Annotated in this window: 35 protein-coding genes and 1 pseudogene; 35 read left to right on the top strand and 1 reads right to left on the bottom strand. The window is 60.5% G+C overall.

Features of this window, described 5'->3' with window-relative positions:
• From F6X61_RS23030 to bfr, 31 genes and pseudogenes are all read left to right on the top strand, one after another.
• Positions 1 to 112: pseudogene (locus F6X61_RS23030) on the top strand (elongation factor Tu); the annotation flags it as partial.
• Between the two features lie 141 nt (positions 113 to 253).
• Positions 254 to 565: a 30S ribosomal protein S10 gene (rpsJ, locus tag F6X61_RS23035; RefSeq protein ID WP_003186070.1), complete on the top strand. Its 312-nt coding sequence runs from the start codon at positions 254 to 256 to the stop codon at positions 563 to 565.
• An 80-nt stretch (positions 566 to 645) separates the two neighbouring features.
• On the top strand, positions 646 to 1,281 hold the full coding sequence (rplC, locus tag F6X61_RS23040) for a 50S ribosomal protein L3 (RefSeq protein ID WP_011531887.1): 636 nt from the start codon (positions 646 to 648) through the stop codon (positions 1,279 to 1,281).
• A gap of 12 nt (positions 1,282 to 1,293) precedes the next feature.
• Positions 1,294 to 1,896 carry a 50S ribosomal protein L4 gene (rplD, locus tag F6X61_RS23045; protein ID WP_003255485.1) on the top strand — a complete coding sequence of 201 codons (603 nt, stop codon included), beginning with the start codon at positions 1,294 to 1,296 and terminating at the stop codon, positions 1,894 to 1,896.
• Positions 1,893 to 2,192, top strand: a complete 300-nt coding sequence (rplW, locus tag F6X61_RS23050) for a 50S ribosomal protein L23 (RefSeq protein WP_003255484.1) — start codon at positions 1,893 to 1,895, stop codon at positions 2,190 to 2,192. Before rplD ends, rplW begins: the two co-directional genes overlap by 4 nt.
• Before the next feature lie 14 nt (positions 2,193 to 2,206).
• The gene (rplB, locus tag F6X61_RS23055; protein ID WP_003255483.1) at positions 2,207 to 3,031 is read left to right on the top strand and encodes a 50S ribosomal protein L2; all 825 of its coding nucleotides are present in this window, start codon (positions 2,207 to 2,209) and stop codon (positions 3,029 to 3,031) included.
• A 16-nt stretch (positions 3,032 to 3,047) separates the two neighbouring features.
• Positions 3,048 to 3,323, top strand: a complete 276-nt coding sequence (gene rpsS / locus F6X61_RS23060; RefSeq protein ID WP_003255482.1) for a 30S ribosomal protein S19 — start codon at positions 3,048 to 3,050, stop codon at positions 3,321 to 3,323.
• An 11-nt stretch (positions 3,324 to 3,334) separates the two neighbouring features.
• Positions 3,335 to 3,667, top strand: a complete 333-nt coding sequence (gene rplV / locus F6X61_RS23065) for a 50S ribosomal protein L22 (RefSeq protein WP_003103908.1) — start codon at positions 3,335 to 3,337, stop codon at positions 3,665 to 3,667.
• A gap of 13 nt (positions 3,668 to 3,680) precedes the next feature.
• Positions 3,681 to 4,367, top strand: a complete 687-nt coding sequence (gene rpsC / locus F6X61_RS23070; RefSeq protein ID WP_011531889.1) for a 30S ribosomal protein S3 — start codon at positions 3,681 to 3,683, stop codon at positions 4,365 to 4,367.
• 12 nt (positions 4,368 to 4,379) lie between these two features.
• Positions 4,380 to 4,793 carry a 50S ribosomal protein L16 gene (rplP, locus tag F6X61_RS23075; RefSeq protein ID WP_009397508.1) on the top strand — a complete coding sequence of 138 codons (414 nt, stop codon included), beginning with the start codon at positions 4,380 to 4,382 and terminating at the stop codon, positions 4,791 to 4,793.
• Entirely contained in the window at positions 4,793 to 4,984 is a 192-nt protein-coding gene (gene rpmC / locus F6X61_RS23080) for a 50S ribosomal protein L29 (protein WP_002555481.1), read from the top strand. Before rplP ends, rpmC begins: the two co-directional genes overlap by 1 nt.
• Before the next feature lie 2 nt (positions 4,985 to 4,986).
• Entirely contained in the window at positions 4,987 to 5,253 is a 267-nt protein-coding gene (rpsQ, locus tag F6X61_RS23085) for a 30S ribosomal protein S17 (protein WP_003255478.1), read from the top strand.
• 23 nt (positions 5,254 to 5,276) lie between these two features.
• A complete protein-coding gene (rplN, locus tag F6X61_RS23090; RefSeq protein ID WP_008089810.1) occupies positions 5,277 to 5,645 on the top strand; it encodes a 50S ribosomal protein L14 in 369 nt (122 codons plus the stop codon).
• A gap of 11 nt (positions 5,646 to 5,656) precedes the next feature.
• Positions 5,657 to 5,971 (top strand): 50S ribosomal protein L24, encoded by a 315-nt coding sequence (gene rplX / locus F6X61_RS23095; protein ID WP_023629180.1) that lies wholly within the window; start codon positions 5,657 to 5,659, stop codon positions 5,969 to 5,971.
• Positions 5,972 to 5,991: 20 nt separating this feature from the next.
• Entirely contained in the window at positions 5,992 to 6,531 is a 540-nt protein-coding gene (gene rplE / locus F6X61_RS23100; RefSeq protein ID WP_003255474.1) for a 50S ribosomal protein L5, read from the top strand.
• Positions 6,532 to 6,544: 13 nt separating this feature from the next.
• Positions 6,545 to 6,850: a 30S ribosomal protein S14 gene (gene rpsN, locus F6X61_RS23105; RefSeq protein WP_023629181.1), complete on the top strand. Its 306-nt coding sequence runs from the start codon at positions 6,545 to 6,547 to the stop codon at positions 6,848 to 6,850.
• Positions 6,851 to 7,060: 210 nt separating this feature from the next.
• Positions 7,061 to 7,453, top strand: coding sequence for a 30S ribosomal protein S8 (rpsH, locus tag F6X61_RS23110; RefSeq protein ID WP_110996348.1), 393 nt, complete (start codon positions 7,061 to 7,063; stop codon positions 7,451 to 7,453).
• 12 nt (positions 7,454 to 7,465) lie between these two features.
• Positions 7,466 to 7,999, top strand: a complete 534-nt coding sequence (gene rplF, locus F6X61_RS23115; RefSeq protein WP_110996349.1) for a 50S ribosomal protein L6 — start codon at positions 7,466 to 7,468, stop codon at positions 7,997 to 7,999.
• A gap of 10 nt (positions 8,000 to 8,009) precedes the next feature.
• Complete coding sequence (gene rplR, locus F6X61_RS23120) at positions 8,010 to 8,360, top strand: 50S ribosomal protein L18 (protein WP_011531893.1); 351 nt, start codon at positions 8,010 to 8,012, stop codon at positions 8,358 to 8,360.
• A gap of 3 nt (positions 8,361 to 8,363) precedes the next feature.
• Positions 8,364 to 8,864 (top strand): 30S ribosomal protein S5, encoded by a 501-nt coding sequence (gene rpsE / locus F6X61_RS23125; protein WP_046857343.1) that lies wholly within the window; start codon positions 8,364 to 8,366, stop codon positions 8,862 to 8,864.
• Between the two features lie 2 nt (positions 8,865 to 8,866).
• Positions 8,867 to 9,043 carry a 50S ribosomal protein L30 gene (gene rpmD, locus F6X61_RS23130; protein WP_011531895.1) on the top strand — a complete coding sequence of 59 codons (177 nt, stop codon included), beginning with the start codon at positions 8,867 to 8,869 and terminating at the stop codon, positions 9,041 to 9,043.
• 3 nt (positions 9,044 to 9,046) lie between these two features.
• Entirely contained in the window at positions 9,047 to 9,481 is a 435-nt protein-coding gene (rplO, locus tag F6X61_RS23135; protein WP_110996350.1) for a 50S ribosomal protein L15, read from the top strand.
• Positions 9,482 to 10,813: a preprotein translocase subunit SecY gene (secY, locus tag F6X61_RS23140; RefSeq protein ID WP_003257108.1), complete on the top strand. Its 1,332-nt coding sequence runs from the start codon at positions 9,482 to 9,484 to the stop codon at positions 10,811 to 10,813. It abuts the gene before it with no gap.
• A gap of 30 nt (positions 10,814 to 10,843) precedes the next feature.
• On the top strand, positions 10,844 to 10,960 hold the full coding sequence (gene rpmJ / locus F6X61_RS23145; RefSeq protein WP_032116397.1) for a 50S ribosomal protein L36: 117 nt from the start codon (positions 10,844 to 10,846) through the stop codon (positions 10,958 to 10,960).
• 129 nt (positions 10,961 to 11,089) lie between these two features.
• The gene (gene rpsM, locus F6X61_RS23150; RefSeq protein WP_003255457.1) at positions 11,090 to 11,446 is read left to right on the top strand and encodes a 30S ribosomal protein S13; all 357 of its coding nucleotides are present in this window, start codon (positions 11,090 to 11,092) and stop codon (positions 11,444 to 11,446) included.
• Positions 11,447 to 11,464: 18 nt separating this feature from the next.
• A complete protein-coding gene (gene rpsK / locus F6X61_RS23155; RefSeq protein ID WP_003255454.1) occupies positions 11,465 to 11,854 on the top strand; it encodes a 30S ribosomal protein S11 in 390 nt (129 codons plus the stop codon).
• A 15-nt stretch (positions 11,855 to 11,869) separates the two neighbouring features.
• On the top strand, positions 11,870 to 12,490 hold the full coding sequence (rpsD, locus tag F6X61_RS23160; RefSeq protein WP_110996351.1) for a 30S ribosomal protein S4: 621 nt from the start codon (positions 11,870 to 11,872) through the stop codon (positions 12,488 to 12,490).
• 22 nt (positions 12,491 to 12,512) lie between these two features.
• Positions 12,513 to 13,514, top strand: a complete 1,002-nt coding sequence (gene rpoA / locus F6X61_RS23165; RefSeq protein ID WP_003255452.1) for a DNA-directed RNA polymerase subunit alpha — start codon at positions 12,513 to 12,515, stop codon at positions 13,512 to 13,514.
• Between the two features lie 42 nt (positions 13,515 to 13,556).
• On the top strand, positions 13,557 to 13,943 hold the full coding sequence (gene rplQ, locus F6X61_RS23170) for a 50S ribosomal protein L17 (RefSeq protein ID WP_003255451.1): 387 nt from the start codon (positions 13,557 to 13,559) through the stop codon (positions 13,941 to 13,943).
• Between the two features lie 171 nt (positions 13,944 to 14,114).
• Positions 14,115 to 15,554 carry a catalase gene (locus F6X61_RS23175; RefSeq protein ID WP_153788702.1) on the top strand — a complete coding sequence of 480 codons (1,440 nt, stop codon included), beginning with the start codon at positions 14,115 to 14,117 and terminating at the stop codon, positions 15,552 to 15,554.
• Positions 15,555 to 15,717: 163 nt separating this feature from the next.
• Positions 15,718 to 16,182, top strand: a complete 465-nt coding sequence (bfr, locus tag F6X61_RS23180; RefSeq protein WP_110996353.1) for a bacterioferritin — start codon at positions 15,718 to 15,720, stop codon at positions 16,180 to 16,182.
• A gap of 66 nt (positions 16,183 to 16,248) precedes the next feature.
• On the opposite strand, the gene uvrA is transcribed toward bfr, so the two are convergent.
• Positions 16,249 to 19,083 (bottom strand): excinuclease ABC subunit UvrA, encoded by a 2,835-nt coding sequence (uvrA, locus tag F6X61_RS23185; protein WP_178125880.1) that lies wholly within the window; start codon positions 19,081 to 19,083, stop codon positions 16,249 to 16,251.
• A 129-nt stretch (positions 19,084 to 19,212) separates the two neighbouring features.
• On the opposite strand from uvrA, the gene F6X61_RS23190 reads away from it, so the two are divergent.
• The 4 genes from F6X61_RS23190 (at position 19,213) to F6X61_RS23205 (ending at position 24,918) form a co-directional block, all read left to right on the top strand.
• The gene (locus tag F6X61_RS23190) at positions 19,213 to 20,607 is read left to right on the top strand and encodes an MFS transporter (protein WP_125462386.1); all 1,395 of its coding nucleotides are present in this window, start codon (positions 19,213 to 19,215) and stop codon (positions 20,605 to 20,607) included.
• 9 nt (positions 20,608 to 20,616) lie between these two features.
• Positions 20,617 to 21,189, top strand: a complete 573-nt coding sequence (locus tag F6X61_RS23195; RefSeq protein ID WP_153788703.1) for a single-stranded DNA-binding protein — start codon at positions 20,617 to 20,619, stop codon at positions 21,187 to 21,189.
• A gap of 196 nt (positions 21,190 to 21,385) precedes the next feature.
• Positions 21,386 to 23,719, top strand: coding sequence for a hypothetical protein (locus tag F6X61_RS23200; RefSeq protein ID WP_153788704.1), 2,334 nt, complete (start codon positions 21,386 to 21,388; stop codon positions 23,717 to 23,719).
• A complete protein-coding gene (locus F6X61_RS23205; RefSeq protein WP_153788705.1) occupies positions 23,716 to 24,918 on the top strand; it encodes a PcfJ domain-containing protein in 1,203 nt (400 codons plus the stop codon). Before F6X61_RS23200 ends, F6X61_RS23205 begins: the two co-directional genes overlap by 4 nt.
• Positions 24,919 to 24,928 lie beyond the last annotated feature (10 nt).

Genomic DNA, 24,928 nt, shown 5'->3' on the forward strand with positions numbered 1-24,928 from the left:
GATGGAAGTCACCCTGATCAAGACCATCGCAATGGAAGACGGTCTGCGCTTCGCCATCCGTGAAGGCGGTCGTACCGTCGGCGCCGGCGTCGTAGCCAAAATCATCGAGTAATCACTCGACCGATTGAAAAAGCCCCCGCTCAGCGGGGGCTTTTTTTATTGGGTTGACACTAAATTGGGGCGTCTATAGAATCACGCCTCCTTTTAGCGGGCGTAGTGCGTCCGTTGGGAACAGCCTGGAGTCTGAAATCCAATGCAAAATCAGCAAATCCGTATCAGGTTGAAGGCTTTCGACCATCGCCTGATCGACCAATCCACCCAGGAAATCGTGGAAACCGCGAAACGTACTGGTGCACAAGTGCGTGGTCCAATTCCACTGCCTACCCGCAAAGAGCGTTTCACCGTTCTGGTCTCCCCGCACGTCAACAAAGACGCGCGTGACCAGTACGAGATTCGCACTCATAAGCGTGTTCTGGACATCGTCCAGCCAACGGATAAAACCGTTGACGCGCTGATGAAGCTTGATCTGGCGGCCGGCGTGGAAGTACAGATCAGCCTCGGCTAAGACTTCGGTCTGGTCGTGTAACGCTCTGAAATGGGCGGCCATAGCGGGTGAAAGCCCCGTACACTCATGAGGTTTACAACATGACTATTGGTGTAGTCGGTCGAAAAGCGGGTATGACCCGTATTTTCACCGAAGAAGGTGTCTCCATTCCGGTCACGGTCATTGAGATCGAGCCGAATCGCGTCACCCAGTTCAAAACCGAAGAAACTGATGGCTACCGTGCAGTGCAAGTCACTGTCGGCGAGCGTCGTGCTTCGCGTGTGACCGCCGCTCAGGCTGGCCACTTTGCCAAGGCCAACGTTGCCGCTGGTCGCGGTGTCTGGGAGTTCCGTCTTGAAGAAGGCGATTTCCAGGCTGGCGATCTGATCAAAGCTGAACTCTTCACTGCAGGCCAGCTGGTAGACGTAACCGGTCAGTCCAAAGGTAAAGGCTTCGCCGGTACCATCAAGCGTTGGAACTTCCGTGGTCAAGATAACACCCACGGTAACTCCGTATCGCACCGTGTCCCTGGCTCCATCGGCCAGTGCCAGACTCCTGGTCGTGTATTCAAGGGCAAGAAAATGTCCGGTCACATGGGCGCTGAGCGCGTGACTGTGCAGTCCCTGGAAGTAGTACGCGTAGACGCTGAACGCAACCTGCTGCTGATCAAGGGTGCCGTTCCAGGCGCTACTGGCGGCGACGTGGTTGTGCGTCCAGCTGTCAAGGCTCGCGGGTAAGGGGAAACTGACATGCAACTTAATGTAAATGACGCTCAGGCGATCGAAGTTTCCGAACTGACTTTCGGTGGCGAATTCAACGAGACGCTGGTACACCAAGCAGTCGTGGCCTACATGGCCGGCGGCCGTCAGGGCACCAAGCAGCAGAAGACCCGTTCTGACGTAGCCGGTGGCGGTAAGCGCCCATGGCGTCAGAAAGGTACTGGCCGTGCTCGTGCCGGTACTACCCGTGGTCCGATCTGGCGTGGCGGTGGTGTAACCTTCGCAGCTCGTCCTCAGGATCACTCGCAGAAGCTCAACAAGAAGATGTATCGCGCAGCTCTGCGCTCCATCCTCGCTGAGCTGGTGCGTAGCGACCGTCTGGTCGTGGTTCAGGACTTCGCTGTTGAAGCCCCGAAAACCAAAGACCTGCTGAACAAGCTGAACGGCATGGGTCTGAGCGATGTTCTCATCGTTTCCGACGCTGTTGATCAGAACCTGTACCTGGCTGCTCGCAACCTGCCGCACGTCGATGTACGTGACGTTCAAGGTTCCGACCCGGTCAGTCTGATCGCATACGAGAAGGTGTTGATCACCGTCTCGGCCGTGAAGAAATTCGAGGAGCTGCTGGGATGAACCAGGAACGCGTATTCAAAGTCCTCCTTGGCCCGCACGTTTCCGAGAAGGCTACCGTTCTGGCTGAGAAGAAAGGCCAGTTCGTATTCAAGGTTGCTACCGATGCAACCAAGCTGGAAATCAAGAAAGCTGTCGAAGGCCTGTTCAACGTAAAAGTTGAAAACGTGTCGACTGTTAACGTTCTGGGTAAAACCAAGCGTACCGCACGTGGTCTGGGCAAGCGTAATGACTGGAAGAAGGCGATCGTCTCCCTTCAGCCAGGCCAAGATCTCGATTTCAGCAGCAGTGCTGAGTAAGGAAGGGGTGCATCATGGCAATCGTTAAATGCAAACCGACTTCCCCTGGCCGCCGTTTTGTGGTCAAGGTGGTCAACAAGGAGCTGCACAAAGGCGCTCCTCACGCACCGCTGATCGAGAAAAAATCGAAGTCTGGTGGTCGTAACAACAATGGCCGCATCACCACGCGTCACGTGGGTGGTGGTCATAAGCAGCACTACCGTCTGGTCGACTTCCGTCGCAACGACAAGGATGGCATTCCAGCCACCGTCGAGCGTATCGAATACGACCCGAACCGTACTGCTCACATCGCCCTGCTGTGCTACGCAGACGGTGAGCGTCGCTACATCATCGCCCCTAAAGGCGTGAGCGCTGGCGACCAGCTGATCGCAGGTGCCCTGGCCCCAATCAAGGCCGGTAACTCCCTGCAGCTGCGCAACATTCCAGTAGGTAGCACCATTCACGGCATCGAACTGAAGCCGGGTAAAGGTGCTCAGATCGCTCGTTCCGCTGGTGCTTCGGCTCAGCTGATCGCTCGCGAAGGTGTCTACGTGACCCTGCGTCTGCGCTCTGGTGAAATGCGTAAAGTCCTGGCTGAGTGCCGTGCGACCCTGGGCGAAGTCTCGAACTCCGAGCACAGCCTGCGTTCGCTGGGTAAAGCTGGTGCCAAACGCTGGCGCGGCGTTCGCCCAACCGTTCGTGGCGTTGCCATGAACCCGGTTGACCACCCGCATGGTGGTGGTGAAGGTCGTACCTCCGGTGGTCGTCATCCGGTATCGCCATGGGGCTTCCCAACCAAGGGTGCTAAAACCCGTGGTAATAAGCGTACCGACAACATGATCGTCCGTCGTCGCAAGTAACTAGAGGGATACGACAGTGCCACGTTCTCTGAAAAAAGGTCCTTTTATCGATCTTCACCTGTTGAAGAAGGTCGAAGTGGCGGTGGAGAAGAACGATCGCAAGCCAGTTAAAACCTGGTCGCGCCGTTCGATGATCCTGCCACAAATGGTCGGTCTGACCATCGCGGTACACAACGGTCGCCAACACGTCCCAGTTCTCGTGAACGAAGACATGGTCGGCCACAAACTGGGCGAGTTCGCCGGTACCCGCACCTACCGCGGGCACGTGGCTGACAAGAAAGCCAAGCGTTAAGGGGTAAGGAAATGGAAGTAGCCGCTAAGTTGTCGGGCGCTCGCATCTCCGCCCAGAAAGCCCGCTTGGTCGCCGACCAGATCCGCGGGAAGAAGGTGGGCGAAGCGCTCAACCTGTTGGCCTTCAGCAGCAAAAAAGCCGCTGAAATCATGAAGAAAGTCCTCGAGTCGGCCGTTGCCAACGCCGAACACAACGAAGGCGCAGACGTTGATGACCTGAAGGTCTCCACCGTCTTCGTCAACGAAGGGCGTTCGCTGAAGCGCATCATGCCGCGTGCCAAAGGCCGCGCTGATCGCATCGTCAAGCGGTCTTGCCATATCACTGTCAAGGTTGCGGACAAGTAACGGAGTCGATCAGATGGGTCAGAAAGTACATCCCACTGGCATTCGCCTGGGAATCGTCAAGGAGCACACCTCCGTCTGGTACGCAGACGGCGCGACTTACGCAGATTACCTGCTGAAGGATCTGCAAACTCGTGAGTACCTCCAAGACAAACTAAAAAGCGCGTCCGTAAGCCGTATCGATATTCATCGTCCGGCTCAAACTGCACGCATCACCATCCACACCGCTCGTCCCGGTATCGTTATCGGCAAGAAAGGTGAAGATGTTGAGAAGCTGCGTCAGGACCTGACCAAGCAGATGGGTGTGCCTGTGCACATCAACATCGAAGAGATCCGCAAGCCGGAACTCGACGCTATGCTGGTTGCTCAGAGCGTAGCCCAGCAGCTGGAACGCCGCGTAATGTTCCGTCGCGCCATGAAGCGCGCCGTACAGAACGCCATGCGTATTGGTGCCAAGGGCATCAAGATCCAGGTGAGCGGTCGTCTCGGCGGTGCCGAGATCGCACGTACCGAGTGGTATCGCGAAGGTCGTGTGCCCCTGCACACCCTGCGTGCCGATATCGACTACAACACCTACGAAGCTCACACCACCTACGGTGTGATCGGTGTCAAGGTTTGGATCTTCAAAGGCGAAGTGATTGGTGGTCGCCAGGAAGAGCTGAAGCCTCAAGCACCAGCGCCTCGTAAAAAAGCTGCTAAGTAAGGGGTACGCCAAATGTTGCAACCAAAGCGTACAAAATTCCGCAAGCAGATGACTGGCCACAACCGTGGTCTGGCACTGCGCGGTAGCAAGGTCAGCTTCGGCGAGTTCGCTCTGAAAGCTGTCGCCCGCGGTCGTCTCACCGCTCGCCAGATCGAGTCGGCACGTCGTGCCCTGACCCGTCACGTTAAGCGTGGCGGCAAGATCTGGATCCGTGTGTTCCCGGACAAGCCGGTTACCAAGAAGCCTCTCGAAGTGCGGATGGGTAAAGGTAAAGGTTCCGTGGAATACTGGGTTGCCCAGATTCAGCCAGGCAAAGTCCTGTACGAGATCGAGGGTGTTTCTGAAGAGCTGGCGCGCGAAGCTTTCGCCCTGGCCGCTGCAAAGCTGCCTCTCGCCACCTCCTTTGTTAAGCGGACGGTGATGTGATGAAAGCGAATGAACTTCGTGAAAAATCCGCACAGCAACTGAATGAGCAACTGCTCGGCTTGCTGCGCGACCAGTTCAATCTGCGCATGCAGAAAGCAACTGGCCAGTTGGGGCAGTCGCACCTGCTCTCGCAAGTTAAGCGTGACATCGCTCGCGTGAAAACTGTGCTCAACCAGCAGGCAGGTAAGTGATCATGGCTGAAGCTGAAAAAACCGTCCGTACGCTGACTGGCCGTGTCGTCAGCGACAAAATGGACAAGACCATCACCGTTCTGATCGAGCGTCGCGTAAAGCACCCGATCTACGGTAAATACGTTAAGCGTTCGACTAAGCTGCACGCGCACGACGAAGCCAACCAGTGCAAGATCGGCGACAAGGTTTCCATTCGCGAAACCCGTCCGCTGGCCAAGACCAAGTCCTGGGCACTGGTTGAAGTCCTCGAACGCGCTGTTGAAGTCTAAGGGCTAGGGGTCGGAGAAATTTTATGATTCAGACTCAATCCATGCTCGATGTGGCCGATAACAGCGGCGCTCGTCGCGTCATGTGCATCAAGGTGCTCGGCGGTTCGCACCGCCGTTACGCCGGTATCGGTGACATCATCAAGGTAACCGTCAAGGAAGCAATTCCGCGCGGTAAGGTCAAAAAAGGCCAAGTGATGACTGCTGTTGTCGTCCGTACCCGTCACGGTGTACGTCGCGCTGACGGTTCCATCATTCGTTTCGACGGCAACGCTGCTGTTCTGCTGAACACCAAGCAAGAGCCGATCGGCACTCGCATCTTCGGGCCAGTGACCCGTGAACTTCGTACCGAGAAGTTCATGAAGATCGTCTCGCTCGCCCCTGAAGTGCTCTAAGGAGATCCGACATGCAAAAGATTCGTCGTGACGACGAGATCATCGTGATCGCCGGCAAAGACAAAGGTAAGCGCGGTAAGGTGCTGAAGGTTCTCGCTGATGACCGTCTGGTCATCGGTGGTGTCAACCTGGTCAAGCGTCATACCAAGCCTAACCCGATGGCGGGCGTCCAGGGCGGTATCGTCGAGAAAGAAGCGCCACTGCACGCTTCCAACGTTGCCATCTTCAACAGCGAAACCAACAAAGCTGACCGCGTTGGTTTCAAAGTAGAAGAAGGTAAGAAAATTCGTGTCTTCAAGTCGACCCAAAAAGCGGTTGATGCTTGAACACTGCTAGGTAGAAGACCATGGCACGACTGAAAGAGATTTACCGGAACGAAATCGCTCCTAAGCTTAAGGAAGAACTTAAGCTGTCGAACGTGATGGAAGTTCCTCGCGTTACCAAAATCACCCTGAACATGGGTCTGGGCGAAGCGATCGGCGACAAGAAAGTCATCGAGCACGCTGTTGCTGACCTGGAAAAGATCACCGGTCAAAAGCCGGTCGTGACTTTCGCTCGCAAATCCATCGCTGGCTTCAAAGTCCGCGAAGGCTGGCCGATCGGCGTCAAGGTGACCCTGCGTAGCGACAAGATGTACGAATTCCTGGACCGCCTGCTGGCGATCTCCCTGCCTCGAGTTCGCGACTTCCGCGGCCTCAATGCCAAGTCCTTCGACGGTCGTGGCAACTACAGCATGGGCGTGAAAGAGCAGATCATCTTCCCGGAAATCGACTACGACAAGATCGATGCTCTGCGCGGTTTGGACATCACCCTGACCACCACTGCTCGTTCGGACGACGAAGGCCGCGCTCTGCTGCGTGCTTTCAAGTTCCCGTTCCGCAACTGATTGGAGTAGGAAAATGGCCAAGAAGAGCATGAAAAACCGCGAGCTGAAGCGTCAGCTCACGGTAGCCAAGTACGCCAAAAAGCGTGCCGAGCTGAAAGCGACCATCGTCAACCTGAACGCCTCTCCAGAAGAGCGTTTCGCTGCCGTTGTCGCCCTGCAGAAGCAGCCACGTGACGCCAGCGCCTCGCGCATGCGTAACCGCTGCCGCATCACCGGTCGTCCGCACGGCGTGTACCGCAAGTTCGGCCTCGGCCGTAACAAGCTGCGCGAAGCCGCCATGCGTGGTGATGTGCCAGGTCTGGTCAAGGCCAGCTGGTAATCCCGGTTGGCGTGACCACCGGCGGAAGGGGAGAGATCTTCCGACCGCCGGTGACCTCGCAAAGAAACAAGCCCCTATATGGGGCTTGTTTCGTTTCTGCCTTGTGTCTAGAATGACCGGCTCACCTGAGCCTGGGTTTTTTACCCTGCCTGCCCGGGTGGTTGTGATAGCCGCAAGGCTAATAATTCTTGTATCAGGAGCATCTAGCCCATGAGTATGCAGGACCCGTTAGCGGACATGCTAACTCGCATCCGTAATGCCCAGATGGCTGAAAAGTCTGTCGTAAGCATGCCTTCCTCCACGCTGAAGGTCGCGGTTGCCAAAGTACTGAAAGACGAAGGTTACATCGCCGGCTACGAAGTCAGCGGCGAAGCCAAGCCTTCCCTGTCGATCGAACTGAAGTACTTCGAAGGCCGTCCGGTCATCGAGGAACTGAAGCGCACCAGCCGTCCAGGCCTGCGCCAGTACAAGGCCGTCACTGACCTGCCGAAAGTACGTGGCGGTCTGGGCGTGTCTATCGTCTCCACCAACAAAGGTGTGATGACTGACCGCGCTGCGCGCGCTGCCGGTGTCGGCGGCGAAGTTCTGTGCACAGTGTTCTAAGGGGAGATAGGCATGTCTCGCGTCGCTAAGAACCCCGTTAAGCTGCCAGCAGGCGTCGAAGTCAAATTCGCCGGTCAGCAGCTTTCGGTGAAGGGTGCCAAGGGCACTCTCGAACTGAACGTTCACTCGTCTGTTGAAGTTACCGAAGAAGCTGGCGAGCTGCGTTTCGTCGCTCGCAACGGTGATCAGCAAGCTCGCGCCATGGCCGGTACCACCCGCGCCCTGGTGAACAACATGGTCCAGGGCGTAAGCCAAGGCTTCGAGCGCAAGCTCCAGCTGGTCGGTGTTGGTTACAAGGCACAGGCCAAGGGCACCATCCTGAACCTGGCTCTGGGCTTCTCGCACCCAGTGGATTACGAACTGCCAGCCGGTATCACCGCTGAAACCCCAAGCCAGACCGACATCCTGATCAAGGGTATCGACAAGCAGCTGGTAGGTCAGGTGGCCGCTGAAGTCCGCGGTTTCCGTCCGCCAGAGCCTTACAAGGGCAAGGGTGTGCGTTACGCGGACGAAGTAGTCCGTCGTAAAGAAGCCAAGAAGAAGTAGGGCCTAGCAAATGACCGACAAAAAAGTTACTCGACTGCGTCGCGCTCGCAAAGCACGCCTGAAAATGCACGAGCTCGAAGCCGTGCGTCTGTGCGTGTTCCGCTCCTCGCAGCACATCTACGCCCAGGTCATCTCGGCCGACGGCAGCAAGGTTCTGGCAAGTGCCTCGACCTTGGACAAAGAACTGCGTGATGGTGCCACCGGCAACATCGACGCGGCCACTAAGGTTGGCAAGCTGGTAGCTGAGCGTGCGAAAGCCGCCGGTGTATCTCAAGTTGCCTTTGACCGTTCCGGCTTCAAGTACCATGGCCGCGTCAAAGCGCTGGCTGATGCTGCTCGTGAAGGCGGGCTGGAGTTCTAAGTTATGGCAAATAACGATCAAAAGCGCGACGAAGGCTACATCGAGAAGCTGGTTCAAGTTAACCGCGTTGCCAAGACCGTCAAGGGCGGCCGTATCTTCACCTTCACCGCGCTGACCGTGGTAGGTGATGGCAAGGGCCGCGTCGGCTTCGGCCGTGGCAAATCGCGCGAAGTACCAGCTGCGATCCAGAAAGCCATGGAAGCTGCTCGTCGCAACATGATTCAGGTTGACCTGAAAGGCACCACCCTGCAGTACGCCACCAAGGCCGCCCACGGCGCCTCGAAGGTCTACATGCAGCCTGCCTCGGAAGGTACCGGTATCATCGCCGGTGGCGCAATGCGTGCCGTCCTGGAAGTTGCTGGCGTTCAGAACGTCCTGGCCAAGTGCTACGGCTCGACCAACCCAGTGAACGTGGTACACGCCACCTTCAAGGGTCTGAAAGCCATGCAATCCCCTGAGTCCATTGCTGCCAAGCGCGGCAAGACTGTTGAGGAGATCCGCTGATCATGGCAACCGTTAAAGTTACGCTGATCAAGAGCGTCTCGGGCCGTATCCCTAACCACAAACTGTGCGTCAAGGGTCTGGGTCTGCGTCGTATCGGTCACACTGTAGAAGTCCAGGATACTCCCGAGAACCGCGGGATGATCAACAAGGCTTACTACATGCTGAAGGTCGAGGGTTAATCGATGAAACTCAATGATCTGAGTCCAGCGCCGGGTTCCCGTCGCGAGAAGCACCGTCCGGGCCGTGGTATCGGTAGCGGTCTGGGCAAGACCGGTGGCCGTGGTCACAAAGGTCAGACCTCGCGCTCCGGTGGCACCATTGCTCCAGGCTTCGAAGGCGGTCAACAGCCGCTGCACCGTCGCCTGCCGAAGTTCGGCTTCGTATCCCTGAAAGCCATGGACCGCGCAGAAGTGCGTCTGTCCGAGCTGGCCAAGGTGGAAGGCGATCTGATCACCGTTCAGTCCCTCAAGGACGCCAACGTGATCGGCCAGCACGTACAGCGCGTGAAAATCATGCTGTCGGGCGAAGTCACTCGCGCAGTCACCCTCAAGGGTATCGCCGTCACCAAAGGTGCACGTGCGGCTATCGAAGCAGCTGGCGGCAAGTTCGAGGAATAAATGGCTAAGCAAGGTGCTCTCTCTTCGCTCGGTAAGGGCGGGATGTCGGAACTCTGGGCTCGTCTGCGTTTTCTGTTCATGGCGATCATCGTCTATCGGATTGGCGCGCACATCCCGGTACCAGGCATTAACCCGGACCGTCTCGCGGATCTGTTCCGGCAGAATGAGGGGACCATTCTTAGCTTGTTCAACATGTTTTCCGGCGGCGCGCTGGAGCGCATGAGCATCTTTGCACTGGGGATCATGCCGTACATCTCGGCATCGATCATCATGCAGCTCATGACCGCTGTCAGCCCGCAGCTGGAGCAGTTGAAGAAGGAAGGTGAAGCTGGCCGTCGCAAGATCAGCCAGTACACCCGCTACGGCACCGTTATCCTGGCGCTGGTTCAAGCCATTGGCATGTCCATTGGCCTGGCCAACCAGGGCGTGGCGTTTTCTGTTGGCCTCGGCTTCCATGTCGTCGCCGTCTCCACCTTCGTGGCAGGCGCGATGTTCATGATGTGGCTGGGTGAGCAGATCACCGAGCGCGGTGTGGGCAACGGTATCTCGATGTTGATCTTCGCAGGTATCGTTGCCGGTCTTCCGAGAGCAATCGGGCAGTCTTTCGAGTCTGCACGCACAGGCGATATCAACATCTTCGCCCTGGTCGCTATCGGTTTGCTGGCAGTAGCGATTATCGGTTTCGTGGTGTTCATTGAGCGTGGTCAGCGTCGTATCGCCGTTCACTACGCCAAGCGTCAGCAGGGCCGCAAGGTCTTCGCTGCGCAGACCAGCCACCTGCCGCTGAAAGTGAACATGGCGGGCGTAATCCCGGCCATTTTCGCGAGCAGCATCTTGCTGTTCCCGGCTTCGCTGGGTGCCTGGTTCGGTCAGTCCGAAGGTATGGGCTGGCTGCAGGACATCTCGCAGTCGATCGCTCCTGGTCAGCCGTTGAACATTCTGCTGTTTAGTGCAGGGATCATTTTCTTCTGCTTCTTCTACACAGCGTTGATGTTCAATCCGAAAGACGTAGCGGAAAACCTGAAGAAGTCCGGTGCCTTTATTCCGGGTATCCGTCCTGGTGAGCAGTCGGCACGCTACATTGATGGCGTTCTGACCCGTTTGACCATGTTCGGTGCTCTTTACATGATGGCCGTGTGCCTGCTGCCCCAGTTCCTGGTGGTGGCTGCAAACGTGCCGTTCTACCTTGGCGGGACCTCGTTGCTGATTGTGGTAGTGGTTGTGATGGACTTCATGTCCCAAGTACAATCGCACCTCGTTTCGCACCAGTACGAATCCCTGATGAAGAAAGCCAACCTGAAAGGCTACGGCGGCAGCGGTCTGCTGCGCTGATCTAGCCCCTTAAGGTTCGAGGAGTCGGTAATGAAAGTTCGTGCATCGGTGAAAAAGCTGTGCCGCAACTGCAAGATCATTCGTCGCGAAGGTATCGTGCGCGTGATCTGCAGCGTGGAACCGCGTCACAAGCAGCGCCAAGGCTGAGTGTGATCTGCGTCAAACCCAGCAGCTAGTGTGCTGCTGGGTTGATTATTCGTTTCTACAGCGATATTATCTCGCGCCCTATTTCTTGGCTTCCGGGGCGTAGGTAGCTGTCAATTGGAGTCCCACTGAATGGCCCGTATTGCAGGCGTCAACATTCCAGATAACAAGCATACTGTTATCTCGCTGACCTACATCTATGGTGTCGGTCGCACTACTGCACAGAAAATCTGTGCAGACGCTGGTGTCAACCCAGCCGCAAAGATCAAGGATCTGAGCGACGAGCAAATCGAAACCCTGCGTGGCGAAGTTGCGAAGTTCACCACCGAAGGTGACCTGCGTCGTGACATCAACATGAAGATCAAACGCTTGATGGACCTGGGTTGCTACCGCGGCCTGCGTCATCGTAAAGGTCTGCCGGTTCGCGGTCAGCGCACCAAGACCAACGCACGCACCCGTAAGGGCCCGCGTAAGCCGATCCGCAAGTAATCGCCCAGGAATATAGACATGGCAAAACCTGCTGCTCGTCCTCGTAAAAAAGTCAAAAAGACAGTGGTTGATGGCATCGCCCACATCCATGCGTCTTTCAACAACACCATCGTGACCATCACCGACCGTCAGGGCAACGCACTGTCCTGGGCGACCTCCGGTGGTTCGGGTTTCCGTGGTTCGCGCAAATCCACCCCGTTCGCAGCCCAGATCGCTGCTGAGCGTGCTGGTCAAGCTGCGCTGGAATACGGCCTGAAAAACCTCGACGTCAACGTCAAGGGTCCAGGTCCGGGTCGTGAATCCGCCGTTCGTGCACTGAACAGCTGCGGCTACAAGATCGCCAGCATCACCGACGTGACGCCAATCCCGCATAACGGGTGCCGTCCGCCGAAGAAGCGTCGCGTGTAATCAGGAGACAGATAAATGGCACGTTACATTGGTCCAAAATGCAAACTGTCTCGCCGTGAAGGCACTGACCTGTTCCTGAAGAGCGGCGTTCGCGCTCTGGAATCGAAGTGCAACATCGAAGCAGCCCCAGGTATCCACGGCCAGCGCCGTGGCCGTCAGTCCGACTACGGTACCCAGCTGCGCGAGAAACAAAAAGTTCGTCGTATCTACGGTGTTCTGGAGCGTCAATTCCGCGGTTACTACCAAGCGGCTGCCTCGAAGAAAGGCGCCACCGGTGAGAACCTGCTGCAGATGCTCGAGTCCCGTCTGGACAACGTCGTCTACCGTATGGGCTTCGGTTCCACCCGTTCCGAGTCCCGTCAGCTGGTTTCGCACAAAGCAATCAGCGTCAACGGCAAGACCGTGAACATTCCATCCTACCAAGTTCGTCCGGGTGACGTGGTCGCAGTTCGCGAGAAGTCGCTGAACCAGCTGCGCATTGTTCAAGCCCTTGAACTGTGCTCTCAGCGTGGCCGCGTTGAGTGGGTAGACGTGGATGCTGCTAAAAAGTCGGGCGTTTTCAAGAACGTTCCTGCTCGCAGCGACCTGTCCGCCGACATCAACGAAAACCTGATTGTCGAGCTCTACTCCAAGTAAGGGCTAGAAAATAGGTGCATCCATGCAGATTTCGGTAAATGAGTTTCTGACACCCCGCCACATTGATGTGCAGGTTGTCAGTCCAACCCGCGCCAAGATCACGCTCGAGCCTCTCGAGCGTGGCTTCGGCCATACCCTGGGCAACGCGCTGCGCCGCATCCTGTTGTCCTCCATGCCTGGCTGTGCAGTAGTCGAGGCCGAGATCGATGGCGTACTCCATGAGTACTCCGCGATCGAAGGTGTACAGGAAGACGTCATTGAAATCCTGTTGAACCTGAAAGGCCTGGCTATCAAGCTGCACGGTCGTGACGAAGTTACGCTGACCTTGTCGAAAAAGGGTTCGGGGGTGGTTACCGCTGCCGATATTCAGCTGGATCACGATGTCGAGATCGTCAACCCCGATCACGTAATCGCGAACCTGGCGTCCAACGGCGCCCTGAACATGAAGCTCACTGTAGCTCGTGGTCGCGGTTACGAGCCGGCCGACTCCCGTCAGACCGACGAAGACGAAAGCCGTAGCATTGGCCGTCTGCAGCTGGACGCTTCGTTCAGCCCGGTGCGTCGTATCGCCTATGTGGTCGAGAACGCCCGTGTTGAACAGCGTACCAACCTGGACAAGCTGGTCATCGATCTGGAAACCAACGGTACCCTGGATCCTGAAGAGGCCATCCGTCGTGCCGCGACCATCCTGCAACAGCAGCTGGCCGCGTTCGTCGACCTCAAAGGTGACAGCGAGCCGGTTGTGGTCGAGCAGGAAGACGAGATCGATCCGATCCTGCTGCGCCCGGTTGACGACCTGGAACTGACCGTACGTTCGGCCAACTGCCTCAAGGCGGAGAACATCTACTACATCGGCGACCTGATTCAGCGTACCGAAGTAGAGCTGTTGAAGACTCCTAACCTGGGCAAGAAGTCCCTGACTGAAATCAAGGACGTCCTGGCCTCCCGTGGTCTGTCTCTCGGCATGCGCCTCGACAACTGGCCGCCTGCAAGCCTTAAGAAAGACGACAAGGCGACAGCCTGATCGTCGTAATCACCGAACGTTGTGTTTGGTAAGGAATGAATCATGCGTCATCGTAAAAGTGGACGTCACCTGAGCCGTACCAGCTCTCACCGCAAAGCTATGTTCCAGAACATGGCTGTGTCGCTGATCGAGCACGAGCTGATCAAAACCACCCTGCCGAAAGCCAAGGAACTGCGCCGCGTTGCCGAGCCGCTGATCACCCTGGCCAAGGAAGACAGCGTTGCCAACCGCCGTCTGGCCTTCGACCGTACTCGTTCGAAGTCCGCTGTTGGCAAACTGTTCAACGACCTGGGCAAGCGCTACGCCACCCGTCAGGGCGGCTACCTGCGTATCCTGAAGTGCGGTTTCCGCGCTGGCGACAACGCGCCTATGGCGTACGTCGAGCTGGTTGATCGTCCGGTCGGTGGTGCTGTAGAAGCTGCCGAGTAAGACGTTCTGTCTGCTACAAAGAACCGGGCCTAGTGCCCGGTTTTTTGTTGCCCGATGAATTGTCATTTTCTATTGATGCAAGTCAGGCAATGAATTTGTTCGTGTAACACGGCTCGTCAATACTCTCTCCAAGCCGATTAGCCGGCCGTTCAAGACCGATAAGGAGAGCCCATGAGCAAGATTCTCACCACCGCCAGCGGTGCACCTGTAGCCGATAACCAGAATTCCCGTTCCGCTGGCCCGCGCGGCCCGCTGCTGCTCGACGATTTCCACCTGCTCGAGAAGCTCGCCCACTTCAACCGCGAGAACATTCCTGAGCGCCGCGTACATGCCAAAGGCTCGGGCGCCTACGGTACGTTCACCGTTACCCGCGATATCACCGGCTACACCAGTGCCAAGCTGTTCAGCGCCGTCGGCAAGCAGACCGAGACCTTCCTGCGCTTCTCCACCGTGGGTGGCGAGCGCGGTTCTGCCGATACCGAGCGCGACCCGCGCGGCTTTGCGCTCAAGTTCTACACCGAGGAAGGCAACTGGGACATCGTCGGCAACAACACGCCGGTCTTCTTCATTCGAGACCCGCTGAAATTCCCGGATTTCATCCACACCCAGAAGCGCCACCCGCAGAGCAACCTTAAGAATGCCCAGATGATGTGGGACTTCTGGTCGCATTCGCCCGAAGCGCTGCACCAGGTCACCATCCTGTTCTCCGATCGCGGCATTCCTGACGGCTACCGCCACATGCACGGTTTCGGCAGCCATACCTACAGCCTGATCAACGACAAAGGTGAGCGCACCTGGGTCAAGTGGCACTACAAGACGCAACAGGGCATCAAGAACCTGGCCCCTGCCGAAGCAGCCCGCCTGGCCGGCAGCGACCCTGATTACGCCCAGCGCGACCTGTTCGAAGCCATCGAGCGTGGCGATTACCCGCGCTGGACCGTGTGCATCCAGGTGATGAGCGAAGCCGAAGCTGCAAGCCGTCAGGAAAACCCGTTCGACGTGACCAAGACCTGGTCGCAAAAGGACTACCCGCTGATCGAGGTCGGCGTGCTCGAGCTCAACCGCAACCCGCTCAACTACTTCGCCGAAGTTGAGCAGGCCACCTTCGGCCCGAGCAACATGGTCCCGGGTGTGGGGCTGTCGCCGGACCGTATGCTGCAGGGCCGGGTATTTGCCTACGCCGACGCCCACCGCTACCGCGTGGGTACCAATCACCAGCATCTGCCGGTGAACGCGCCGCGCAGCCCTGTGCACAGCTACCAGCGCGATGGCGCCATGGCCAGCGGCAGCTACGGCAGCGCGCCGAACTACGAGCCCAACAGCTTCAGCGATGCACCCAAGCAGTCGGCGCGTCATGCCGAGCCGTCGTTGGCTCTCAATGGCGCGGCTGATCGCTACGATCACCGCGAGGACAGCGATTACTACAGCCATGCCGGCGCACTGTTCCGTCTGATGAGCGACGAACAGCGAGCGCTGCTGATCAACAACATCGCCGGCACCATGGCCAACGTCAGCGAGGACGTCATCCAGCGTCAACTGCAGCACTTCTACAAGGCCGATCCGGCCTATGCAGAAGGCATTGCCAAAGCCCTGGGCATAACCCTTGCCTAACTCGAAGTGATAAAAAGAACCGCCCTCATTTGGGCGGTTTTTCAATGAAAATCACTACGGTTTAGCCGATTATTTGCCGTTAATTGCGCATTTTCCCGTGACCACGCGCAAAAGCTGGTTCACACTATGAGCTATCGAAGTATTCACAGGGAGAAGCAGGGCGATGCAAGGTCACCCGGACGTAATCAACTACCTCGTCATGTTGCTGAAGGGCGAACTGGCAGCACGCGATCAATACTTCATCCATTCGCGGATGTATGAAGATTGGGGCCTGGGCAAGCTCTTCGAGCGCATCAACCACGAGATGGAAGAAGAGACGCAGCACGCCGATGCGCTGATGCGCCGTATCCTCATGCTTGAAGGCACCCCGGACATGCGCGCTGACGATCTGGAAGTGGGCAAGACCGTGCCCGAGATGATCGCGGCCGACCTCAAGCTCGAGTACAAAGTCCGCGCCGCGCTGTGCAAGGGCATCGAGCTGTGCGAGCTGCACAAAGACTACATCAGCCGCGACATCCTGCGCGCGCAGTTGGCAGATACCGAAGAAGATCACACCTACTGGCTGGAGAAGCAGCAGGGCCTGATCAAGGCTATCGGCCTGGAGAACTACCTGCAGTCGCAGATGTAAGTTATCCACAGCTGCAAAAAAAGCCCCTGTCACTCACGTGGCAGGGGCTTTTTCATGGGCGCGAGATCAGGCCCGATCCCGCTCCAGTAGTGGTTTAAGATAGTGCCCGGTATAGGACTGCTGCTTCTCGGCCAGCTCTTCAGGCGTACCGACGGCAATGATCTGTCCACCCTTGGAGCCGCCCTCCGGCCCCAGGTCCACCAGCCAGTCCGCCGTCTTGATCACATCCAGGTTGTGCTCGATTACCACCACGGTGTTGCCGTGGTCGCGCAGGCGATGCAGCACGTCCAGCAGTTGCTGGATATCGGCGAAGTGCAAGCCTGTGGTCGGCTCGTCGAGGATGTACAGGGTCTTGCCGGTATCGCGCTTGGACAGCTCGCGCGACAGCTTGACCCGCTGCGCCTCGCCGCCCGACAGCGTGGTGGCCGACTGCCCCAGCTTGATGTAGGAAAGCCCCACGTCCATCAGCGTCTGCAGCTTGCGCGCCAGTGCCGGTACCGCGTCGAAGAACCCACGGGCATCCTCGATGGTCATTTCCAGCACCTCGTGGATGTTCTTGCCCTTGTACTTGATCTCCAGGGTTTCGCGGTTGTAGCGCTTGCTCTTGCACACGTCGCACGGCACGTAGATGTCCGGCAGGAAGTGCATTTCCACCTTGATCAGGCCGTCGCCCTGGCACGCCTCGCAGCGCCCGCCCTTGACGTTGAACGAGAAGCGCCCTGGGCCGTAGCCCCGGGAGCGCGCCTCCGGCACACCGGCGAACAGCTCACGGATCGGCGTGAAGATGCCCGTGTAGGTCGCCGGGTTCGAACGCGGGGTGCGACCGATCGGGCTCTGGTCGATATCCACCACCTTGTCCAAGTGTTGCAGGCCATCGATGCTGCTGTGCGGCGCCGGCTCCAGGGTGCTGGCACCGTTGAGCGCGGTGGCCGCCAGGGGGAACAGGGTGTTGTTGATCAGCGTCGATTTACCCGAGCCGGAGACACCGGTCACGCAAGTCAGCAGGCCAATCGGCAGTTCCAGGTCGACGTTCTGCAGGTTGTTGCCGCGCGCGCCCTTGAGCTTGAGCGACAGCTTCTTGTTGCGCGGGGTGCGCTTGGCCGGCACGACGATCTTCTTGCGCCCGGACAGGTACTTGCCGGTCAGCGAGTCGGGGTGTGCCATCACCTCGTCCGGTGTGCCCTCGGCGACGATCTGCCCGCCATGCACGCCGGCGCCCGGGCCGATGTCCACCACATAGTCGGCCAGGCGGATGGCGTCCTCGTCGTGCTCCACCACGATCACCGTGTTGCCCAGGTCGCGCAGGTGGTTGAGGGTGGCCAGCAGGCGGTCGTTGTCCCGTTGATGAAGGCCGATGGACGGTTCATCGAGGATGTACATGACGCCTACCAGGCCGGCGCCGATCTGGCTGGCCAGGCGAATCCGCTGGGCCTCGCCGCCGGACAGGGTGTCGGCGCTGCGGTCGAGCGTCAGGTAGTCGAGGCCCACGTTGACCAGGAACTGCAGACGCTCGCAGATCTCCTTGAGGATCTTCGCCGCGATCTCGCCACGTCGGCCGGTCAGGGTCAGGTCGCTGAAATAGTTGCTGGCTTCACCGATCGGCAGGTTGGTCACCGCCGGCAGGGTCTTCTCGCCCACCCACACATGCCGCGCCTCACGGCGCAGGCGGGTGCCGCGGCAGTCGGGGCAGGGCTGGGTGCCGAGGAACTTGGCCAGCTCTTCGCGCACGGTGGCCGACTCGGTCTCGCGGTAGCGGCGCTCGAGGTTGGGCACGATGCCTTCGAACGGGTGCGAGCGCTTGACGATATCGCCCCGGTCGTTGAGGTACTTGAAGTCGACGCTTTGCTTGCCGCTGCCGTGCAGGATGACCTTCTGGTCCTCGGCCGACAGCTCGCCGAACGGCTGTTCAAGGCTGAAGCCATAGTGCGCCGCCAGCGAACCGAGCATCTGGAAGTAGTAGACGTTGCGCCGGTCCCAGCCGCGTATCGCCCCCTCGGCCAGGGTGAGCTCGCTGTTGACCAGCCGCTTGGTATCGAAGAACTGCTTCACCCCCAGGCCATCGCAGGTCGGGCAGGCGCCGGCCGGGTTGTTGAAGGAGAACAGCTTCGGTTCCAGCTCGCTGATCGCATGGCCGCAGATCGGGCAGGCGAAGCGCGCCGAGAAGATCGTCTCTTCGCCGTCCTCGTCATCCATCGGCGCGACCAGGGCGATGCCATCCGCCAGCTTGAGCGCGGTCTCGAACGACTCGGCCAGGCGCTGTTGCAGGTCGGCACGCACCTTGAAGCGGTCCACCACCACATCGATGCTGTGCTTCTTCTGTTTGTCCAGCTTGGGCAGTTCGTCCAGCTCGTAGAGCTTGCCGTTGACCCGCGCCCGCACGAAGCCCTGGGCGCGCAGCTCGTCGAACACCGCCAGGTGCTCACCTTTGCGCTCGCGCACCACTGGTGCCAGCAGCATCAGCTTGCTGCCTTCGGGGTTTTCCAGCACCAGGTCGACCATCTGGCTGATCGTTTGCGCTTCCAGCGGGATGTCGTGGTCCGGGCAGCGCGGCGTCCCCACCCGCGCATAGAGCAGGCGCAGGTAGTCGTAGATCTCGGTGATGGTGCCCACGGTGGAGCGCGGGTTGTGCGAGGTGGACTTCTGCTCGATGGAAATCGCCGGCGACAGGCCTTCGATGGTGTCGACATCGGGCTTTTCCATCATCGACAGGAACTGCCGGGCGTAGGCCGACAGCGATTCCACGTAGCGGCGCTGGCCCTCGGCATACAGCGTGTCGAACGCCAGCGATGACTTGCCGGAGCCGGACAGGCCGGTGATCACGATCAGCTTGTCCCGCGGTAGCGTGAGGTCGATGTTCTTCAGGTTGTGGGTACGTGCCCCACGAATCAGGATCTTGTCCACTGCGGCCTCGCTCGGCGGGCATAAACAAGGGAGTATACGGCGCGCTGCCAGTACGCGGCAAAGCGTCGCGCAGATGCCGTCAAGCCGTCGGACTGATAGAATCGCCGCCGGTTCACACGAGGTTAATCCATGCACGACACCCACAACGAGCGCATGAGTGGCAGCGAAACCCGCGCCGCTAGCGGCCTGGCCCTGGTCTTTGCCTTTCGTATGCTGGGCATGTTCATGGTATTGCCGGTGCTGGCCACCTACGGCATGGACCTGGCCGGTGCCACGCCTGCGCTGATCGGCCTGGCCATCGGCGCTTATGGCCTCACCCAGGCCGTGCTGCAGATTCCGTTCGGCATGATCTCCGACCGCATCGGCCGCCGCCCGGTGATTTACCTGGGCTTGGTGATCTTCGCCCTCGGCAGCGTGCTGGCGGCCCAGGCCGACTCGATCTGGGGCGTGATCGCCGGGCGCATCCTGCAAGGTGCCGGGGCCATTTCCGCAGCCGTCATGGCGCTGCTGTCCGACCTCACCCGCGAGCAGCACCGCACCAAGGCCATGGCCATGATCGGCATGAGCATCGGCCTGTCGTTTGCCGTGGCCATGGTCGTCGGGCCGCTGCTGACTCGCGCCTTCGGCCTGTCAGGATTGTTCCTCGCCACTGCAGGACTTGCCCTGGTCGGTATCGCCCTGATCGCCTTCGTCGTGCCCAACACCCACAAGACCCTGCAGCACCGCGAGTCCGGCGTGGCCCGCCAGGCCCTGGGCCCGACCCTGCGCCATCCGGACCTTCTGCGCCTGGACGTGGGCATTTTCGTCCTGCACGCCATCCTCATGGCCAGCTTCGTCGCGCTGCCGCTGGCCTTCGTCGAACGCGGCGGGCTGCCGAAGGAAGAGCACTGGTGGGTGTACCTGACCGCGCTGCTGGTTTCATTTTTTGCAATGATCCCCTTCATCATCTACGGCGAGAAGAAGCGCAAGATGAAACGCGTGCTGCTTGGCGCGGTCAGTGTGTTGCTGCTGGTGGAGCTGTTCTTCTGGCAGTGGGCTGACAACTTGCGCGGACTGGTGATCGGCACCGTGGTATTCTTTACCGCCTTCAACCTGTTGGAGGCATCCTTGCCTTCGCTGGTCAGCAAGGTGTCGCCCGCCGGTGGCAAAGGGACTGCAATGGGTGTGTACTCCACCAGTCAGTTCCTGGGTGCCGCGCTGGGAGGAATCATCGGTGGCTGGTTGTTCCAGCACGGTGGCCTGAGCATGGTGTTTCTCGGTTGCGCGGGGCTGTGTGCCCTGTGGCTGGTCACTGCGTTGCGCATGAACGAGCCGCCTTACGTGACCAGCCTGCGCATGCCACTGACGCCAGAGGCCGTCCGGGAAGCCGGGCTTACCGAGCGCCTGATGGCCGTGCCGGGTGTGACCGACGCCGTGGTGGTGGCAGAAGAAGCCGCCATCTATATCAAACTGGATACGAAAATTTTGGACCGTGCGACCCTCGAGCGTCTGGTAAACCCAGCCTCTTCGGCGTGCGAAGCCTAGGAGAACGTTATGGCCCGTGGGGTTAACAAAGTCATTCTGGTCGGTACCTGCGGTCAGGATCCCGAAGTCCGCTACCTGCCCAACGGTAACGCCGTGACCAACCTGAGCCTGGCCACCAGCGAGCAGTGGACCGACAAGCAGTCCGGCCAGAAGGTCGAGCGCACCGAGTGGCACCGCGTTTCGCTGTTCGGCAAGGTTGCCGAAATCGCCGGCGAGTACCTGCGCAAAGGTTCGCAGGTATACATCGAAGGCAAGCTGCAGACCCGCGAGTGGGAAAAAGACGGCATCAAGCGCTACACCACCGAGATCATCGTCGACATCAACGGCACCATGCAGCTGCTCGGCGGCCGTCCGCAGAACCAGCAGGGTGGCGGCGACCAGTACAACCAGGGTGGTGGCAACAACTACAACCAAGGTGGTGGTAACAACTACAACCAGGGTGGCGGTCAGCAGCAGTACAACCAGGCCCCGCGCCAGCAAGCCCAGCGCCCTCAGCAGGCGCCACAGCGCCCGGCGCCGCAGCAGCCGGCCCCGCAGCCAGCCGCTGACTTCGACAGCTTCGACGACGATATTCCGTTCTGATCGCAAGCGGTCGGCGACACGCCAACTCGAAAAACCCAGGGCCCGTGCCCTGGGTTTTTTTATGGGGCCTTGCGCAGTAACGCAGGCACCGGGTGATGGCATATTGGCGCCAAAAATCTTGGCTTTGGCTGGCGCAACTGGTAGCGTGCGCGCCACGACGCACAGGGTGTGCGCAGGTCATTACAGGGAGCAGCACATGACAGTCGCCAGTACCGTCATCACCGGCATTGAACTCGAGCAATTACTGGACCGCCTCGACGGCGTCCTCCAGGACCACGGCGCGGCCGCGCTGCTGGAGCAGCTTCAGGCCGAGTCGTTGCAAGCCGACTCGATCGGCTCGATCGAGCGCCTGCATGTGCTGTGGGTCAACGCCGGTGACCTCCACGCCGCCACCCGCGTGCTCGAGCAAGACGGCCAACGCCTGCTTGAACACTGCGACCCCGCCGCCCGTGCCGAACTGAGCATGTGCCTGCTGCTCAAGCGCCTGCGCCTGGCCAACTACTGCGACGACGAACCGCTGCTGGATCAACTGCTCGACCAAGCCCTGGCCATGGCTCAGGTCGCGCCGGACTACGACGTCGAGCACTACCGCCGTGCACGTATCTTCGAGCAGCTTGAGCAGCGTTCCCTGGCGCTGGCGCTCAAGGCCATCGATGCCCGCCATGCCCTGACCCTGCTCAACCCCGGGCGTGCCAGCCTGTGCGCCTGGGACCAGGCCGACCGCGCCTGCCGCCGCGCCTGGGCGCTGCACAATCACCAGCAGCAGGCCGAAGCTCGCGAGGCTGCCCTCGAAGCCGTGGCCGCCTTGCGCCAGGCGGGCCCGGACCAAGACATCGACCAGGGCGACTGGACCTGGCTGGGCAATAGCCTGATCGAGCTGATCCCGCTGCGCCTGGCCATGTTCGAGCAACCGGTGATGGCGCTGATCGCCGACCTGTCGCTGGCGCAGCGCCGCGAGTGGGAAGTGCGCCTGGCGCGCCTCGCCGCCCGGGCCATGCATGCCCAGGGCGACCTGCCGGGCGCCTTGCGCATCCTGCCGTCAGCGGCCATTGCCCTGGACAGCGATGGCGACAACAGCTTCATTGCCTATGAACTGCCCTGGCTGGTCGAGGCAGGCGAAATCGAACGGGCAGGGCGGCGCGCCTTCCACGAGATCTACGACCTGCGCGCCGCCGCCGCGCCCGTCGCGGCCCAGGTGGTGGTCGAGCGCCTGCTCGCCCAGGACCCGAGCGTCTGGTGGCCACTGTGCGTCATGCGCGCCTGTGACAGTGAGGAGGTGCTGGAGCACTTCCTCGCGTGCCTGCCGGCCCTCGACGAGTCGCCAGTGGGGAAGGGCGCGCTACTCGAGGCGCTGTACGACGATGGCGAGCAGTCCGAACGGCTCGCGCGCCTGTATGCCCTGGCCCTGGCCGACGCCCAGCGCATCGCCCCGCGCCACCCCTGGATCCTGCGCTTGCAGGCCGTGCGCGACCGGCAGGCCGGGCGCATCGACGCCGCCACCGAGCTGGCCCTGCTGCAGGAAGCCTTCGCCAGCGGCCAGCTGGATGACCACCGCAGCAGCTATGCCCTGATTCACGCCACGGCCGAAGCGCAGGGCCTGCTCGCGGCCTTGCACCTGCCAGCGTTCACCCTGGCCAGTGGCTACGACTACTACAACCACAGCGGCAAGCTGTCGGGGCTGGTCGAACACTTCATCGAAACCCTGGCGCCCGAGCAGCATACAGAAGCCCGGCACTTGTGCGAGATGATCCAACGCGAGGGCTACGAGCGCGGCCAGGCATGCCTGGAGCGCTACTTCGCCAGCGGCCAGGGGCATCGCGGCGACGGCTGCGCGCACCTGTACTCGATGCTGTGCAACAACCTGGCGATCAACTACCGCTACCTCAAGGGCCAGGAGCGCGTCGAGGCGTCCATCGAACTGCACCAGCGCGGCATCGACGCCAGCCCCTTCGCCGAGCACTACCACGGCCTGCTCAACGCCCAGCTCGCCCTCGACGACCACGCCGCGGTGTGCCAGGCGGCGGAAGCCCTGTGGCACTTCGTCCTGGCCCATGGCTACGGCCGTCACGACCCCGATGGCTACATCGGCAAGGTCGCCAGGGCGCTGTATTTCCTCGACCGCGACCACGAGATCACGATCTGGCTGCAACGCCTGCTCGACTGGCAGGCCGAGCAGGAAATCACCGATCAGCAAGTGGATTACGACGGCCTGCGCTGCCGAATGAAAGTAGCCCTGCACCTGGCCCCCACTCAGCCGGACGCCGCGCTGGCGCTGTGGCAGCGCTATGAGGCGATCATCCTTGGCCACAACGACACGCTGCTGACCTGGGATGCCGGTGACCTGTTCAAGAACCTCGGCCGCAAGGATGATGCCATCGCCCGCTACACCGCGGCGCTGGCCCTGTGTGCCGGCAGCGAGGCGCCCCACGACGTGGCCAACGCCGCCACCCTGCGCGAGATCATCGACGAGATGCAGCAGGTGCCGGTGCAGGCGCCTGCGGCCAAGCGCTGGTGGCAAGTGTGGAAATGATCGCCACCCCACGCGCCGGCGCCTATGCGCCACGCAACCTGCTCAACGCCGAAGCGCTCAAGCGCCGCATCGAGCAACGCAGCCAGGCCAGGGGCGACGAAGCGCCGGTGCGCAGCTGGCTGCTCAACCATTTCTACCGCCATCTGGTCGGCAACTTCGAACCGGTGCAAAGGGTGCTCAGCCTCGAGCAGGCCGCGAGCTTGCTGCAAGGCCAGGCGGTACCGGCCTGGGTCGGCCGCCACCTGGAACAGGCGGCCAAGGCGGACGACGCCGTGACACTCGCCTGGCTCGACCCGGAACACCCTGCGGTGCTGGAGCAGGAAGCGATGCTGGTGGAGTTCCTCGCCGCGCGCAAAGGCACGGCGCTGGACGGCAAGCTCGAACGCATCAACTGCCCGCAGGCCCTGGCGCTGTGGCACCAGGAGCACGCCCGCATGGCCGCGCGCCAGGCCCAAGGCTGGCGCCAGAGCCGGCCGGAGGCCGTGCGCCAGGTGGTCGAATGCGCCGAGCACACGCTGGTCGAGCTGCTGCCGGACGGCCCGCACCTGCGTGAAGAAATGGCCTTCGAAAGCTACGTGATGCGCCACTGCCTCGGCCAGTTCGCCGACCGTCGCGCCCTGCACGGTGGCTACGGCGAAAGCTACGCCGAGGCCGTGGAAGCCGGGCGCATGCGCATCTTCAGCCTGCGCGATGGCCAGGGCCAGCCGCACATCACCATCAGCCTGCTGGTGATGGCCGACGGCAGCCTGCGCCTCGACCAGCTCAAGGGCAAACAGAACCGCCCGCCGGTCGCCCGCTACCTGGACGACGTGCTCAGGTGCCTGGATGCCCTGGGCACCGACCGGCAAACGCCGGCGGATTGCCTGGCCATCGGTGTGGTGCGCTGTGACGCGGGCTGGTGCCGGCTGGAAGCGGTGACCGACCCCGCCACCCAGGCGCGGCTGATCGCCCAGCACCCACAGTTGTTCGACCGTTTCGCCGCACCCTCGGCGCTGGTGGAATGGCTGGTGGCGGCGCGTCAGCCCGAACAGTTGCGGGCAACGCCACCGCGTACCGCCACGTTGCGCTACGCCCTGCGCCACCTGCTTGGCCAGCCTGCACACGACGGCCCGGTCTACGCCACCGAGGCCGTGACCTGGCCCGGCATGACCGCGGCCATGGCCGCCGGCATCGCCGATTGGCTATCCACCCACCGCTGAGGCTATTGCG

Origin of the sequence: Pseudomonas sp. EMN2, from assembly GCF_009650555.1 — a bacterium.
GTDB lineage: Bacteria > Pseudomonadota > Gammaproteobacteria > Pseudomonadales > Pseudomonadaceae > Aquipseudomonas > Aquipseudomonas sichuanensis.

Excerpts from the sequence above, each read along its gene's own strand:
- rpsJ (WP_003186070.1), top strand. The coding sequence starts at position 254 with ATGCAAAATCAGCAAATCCGTATCAGGTTGAAGGCTTTCGACCATCGC.
- rplC (WP_011531887.1), top strand. The coding sequence starts at position 646 with ATGACTATTGGTGTAGTCGGTCGAAAAGCGGGTATGACCCGTATTTTC.
- rplD (WP_003255485.1), top strand. The coding sequence starts at position 1,294 with ATGCAACTTAATGTAAATGACGCTCAGGCGATCGAAGTTTCCGAACTG.
- rplW (WP_003255484.1), top strand. The coding sequence starts at position 1,893 with ATGAACCAGGAACGCGTATTCAAAGTCCTCCTTGGCCCGCACGTTTCC.
- rplB (WP_003255483.1), top strand. The coding sequence starts at position 2,207 with ATGGCAATCGTTAAATGCAAACCGACTTCCCCTGGCCGCCGTTTTGTG.
- rplV (WP_003103908.1), top strand. The coding sequence starts at position 3,335 with ATGGAAGTAGCCGCTAAGTTGTCGGGCGCTCGCATCTCCGCCCAGAAA.
- rpsC (WP_011531889.1), top strand. The coding sequence starts at position 3,681 with ATGGGTCAGAAAGTACATCCCACTGGCATTCGCCTGGGAATCGTCAAG.
- rplP (WP_009397508.1), top strand. The coding sequence starts at position 4,380 with ATGTTGCAACCAAAGCGTACAAAATTCCGCAAGCAGATGACTGGCCAC.
- rpmC (WP_002555481.1), top strand. The coding sequence starts at position 4,793 with ATGAAAGCGAATGAACTTCGTGAAAAATCCGCACAGCAACTGAATGAG.
- rpsQ (WP_003255478.1), top strand. The coding sequence starts at position 4,987 with ATGGCTGAAGCTGAAAAAACCGTCCGTACGCTGACTGGCCGTGTCGTC.
- rplN (WP_008089810.1), top strand. The coding sequence starts at position 5,277 with ATGATTCAGACTCAATCCATGCTCGATGTGGCCGATAACAGCGGCGCT.
- rplX (WP_023629180.1), top strand. The coding sequence starts at position 5,657 with ATGCAAAAGATTCGTCGTGACGACGAGATCATCGTGATCGCCGGCAAA.
- rplE (WP_003255474.1), top strand. The coding sequence starts at position 5,992 with ATGGCACGACTGAAAGAGATTTACCGGAACGAAATCGCTCCTAAGCTT.
- rpsN (WP_023629181.1), top strand. The coding sequence starts at position 6,545 with ATGGCCAAGAAGAGCATGAAAAACCGCGAGCTGAAGCGTCAGCTCACG.
- rpsH (WP_110996348.1), top strand. The coding sequence starts at position 7,061 with ATGAGTATGCAGGACCCGTTAGCGGACATGCTAACTCGCATCCGTAAT.
- rplF (WP_110996349.1), top strand. The coding sequence starts at position 7,466 with ATGTCTCGCGTCGCTAAGAACCCCGTTAAGCTGCCAGCAGGCGTCGAA.
- rplR (WP_011531893.1), top strand. The coding sequence starts at position 8,010 with ATGACCGACAAAAAAGTTACTCGACTGCGTCGCGCTCGCAAAGCACGC.
- rpsE (WP_046857343.1), top strand. The coding sequence starts at position 8,364 with ATGGCAAATAACGATCAAAAGCGCGACGAAGGCTACATCGAGAAGCTG.
- rpmD (WP_011531895.1), top strand. The coding sequence starts at position 8,867 with ATGGCAACCGTTAAAGTTACGCTGATCAAGAGCGTCTCGGGCCGTATC.
- rplO (WP_110996350.1), top strand. The coding sequence starts at position 9,047 with ATGAAACTCAATGATCTGAGTCCAGCGCCGGGTTCCCGTCGCGAGAAG.
- secY (WP_003257108.1), top strand. The coding sequence starts at position 9,482 with ATGGCTAAGCAAGGTGCTCTCTCTTCGCTCGGTAAGGGCGGGATGTCG.
- rpmJ (WP_032116397.1), top strand. The coding sequence starts at position 10,844 with ATGAAAGTTCGTGCATCGGTGAAAAAGCTGTGCCGCAACTGCAAGATC.
- rpsM (WP_003255457.1), top strand. The coding sequence starts at position 11,090 with ATGGCCCGTATTGCAGGCGTCAACATTCCAGATAACAAGCATACTGTT.
- rpsK (WP_003255454.1), top strand. The coding sequence starts at position 11,465 with ATGGCAAAACCTGCTGCTCGTCCTCGTAAAAAAGTCAAAAAGACAGTG.
- rpsD (WP_110996351.1), top strand. The coding sequence starts at position 11,870 with ATGGCACGTTACATTGGTCCAAAATGCAAACTGTCTCGCCGTGAAGGC.
- rpoA (WP_003255452.1), top strand. The coding sequence starts at position 12,513 with ATGCAGATTTCGGTAAATGAGTTTCTGACACCCCGCCACATTGATGTG.
- rplQ (WP_003255451.1), top strand. The coding sequence starts at position 13,557 with ATGCGTCATCGTAAAAGTGGACGTCACCTGAGCCGTACCAGCTCTCAC.
- F6X61_RS23175 (WP_153788702.1), top strand. The coding sequence starts at position 14,115 with ATGAGCAAGATTCTCACCACCGCCAGCGGTGCACCTGTAGCCGATAAC.
- bfr (WP_110996353.1), top strand. The coding sequence starts at position 15,718 with ATGCAAGGTCACCCGGACGTAATCAACTACCTCGTCATGTTGCTGAAG.
- F6X61_RS23190 (WP_125462386.1), top strand. The coding sequence starts at position 19,213 with ATGCACGACACCCACAACGAGCGCATGAGTGGCAGCGAAACCCGCGCC.
- F6X61_RS23195 (WP_153788703.1), top strand. The coding sequence starts at position 20,617 with ATGGCCCGTGGGGTTAACAAAGTCATTCTGGTCGGTACCTGCGGTCAG.
- F6X61_RS23200 (WP_153788704.1), top strand. The coding sequence starts at position 21,386 with ATGACAGTCGCCAGTACCGTCATCACCGGCATTGAACTCGAGCAATTA.
- F6X61_RS23205 (WP_153788705.1), top strand. The coding sequence starts at position 23,716 with ATGATCGCCACCCCACGCGCCGGCGCCTATGCGCCACGCAACCTGCTC.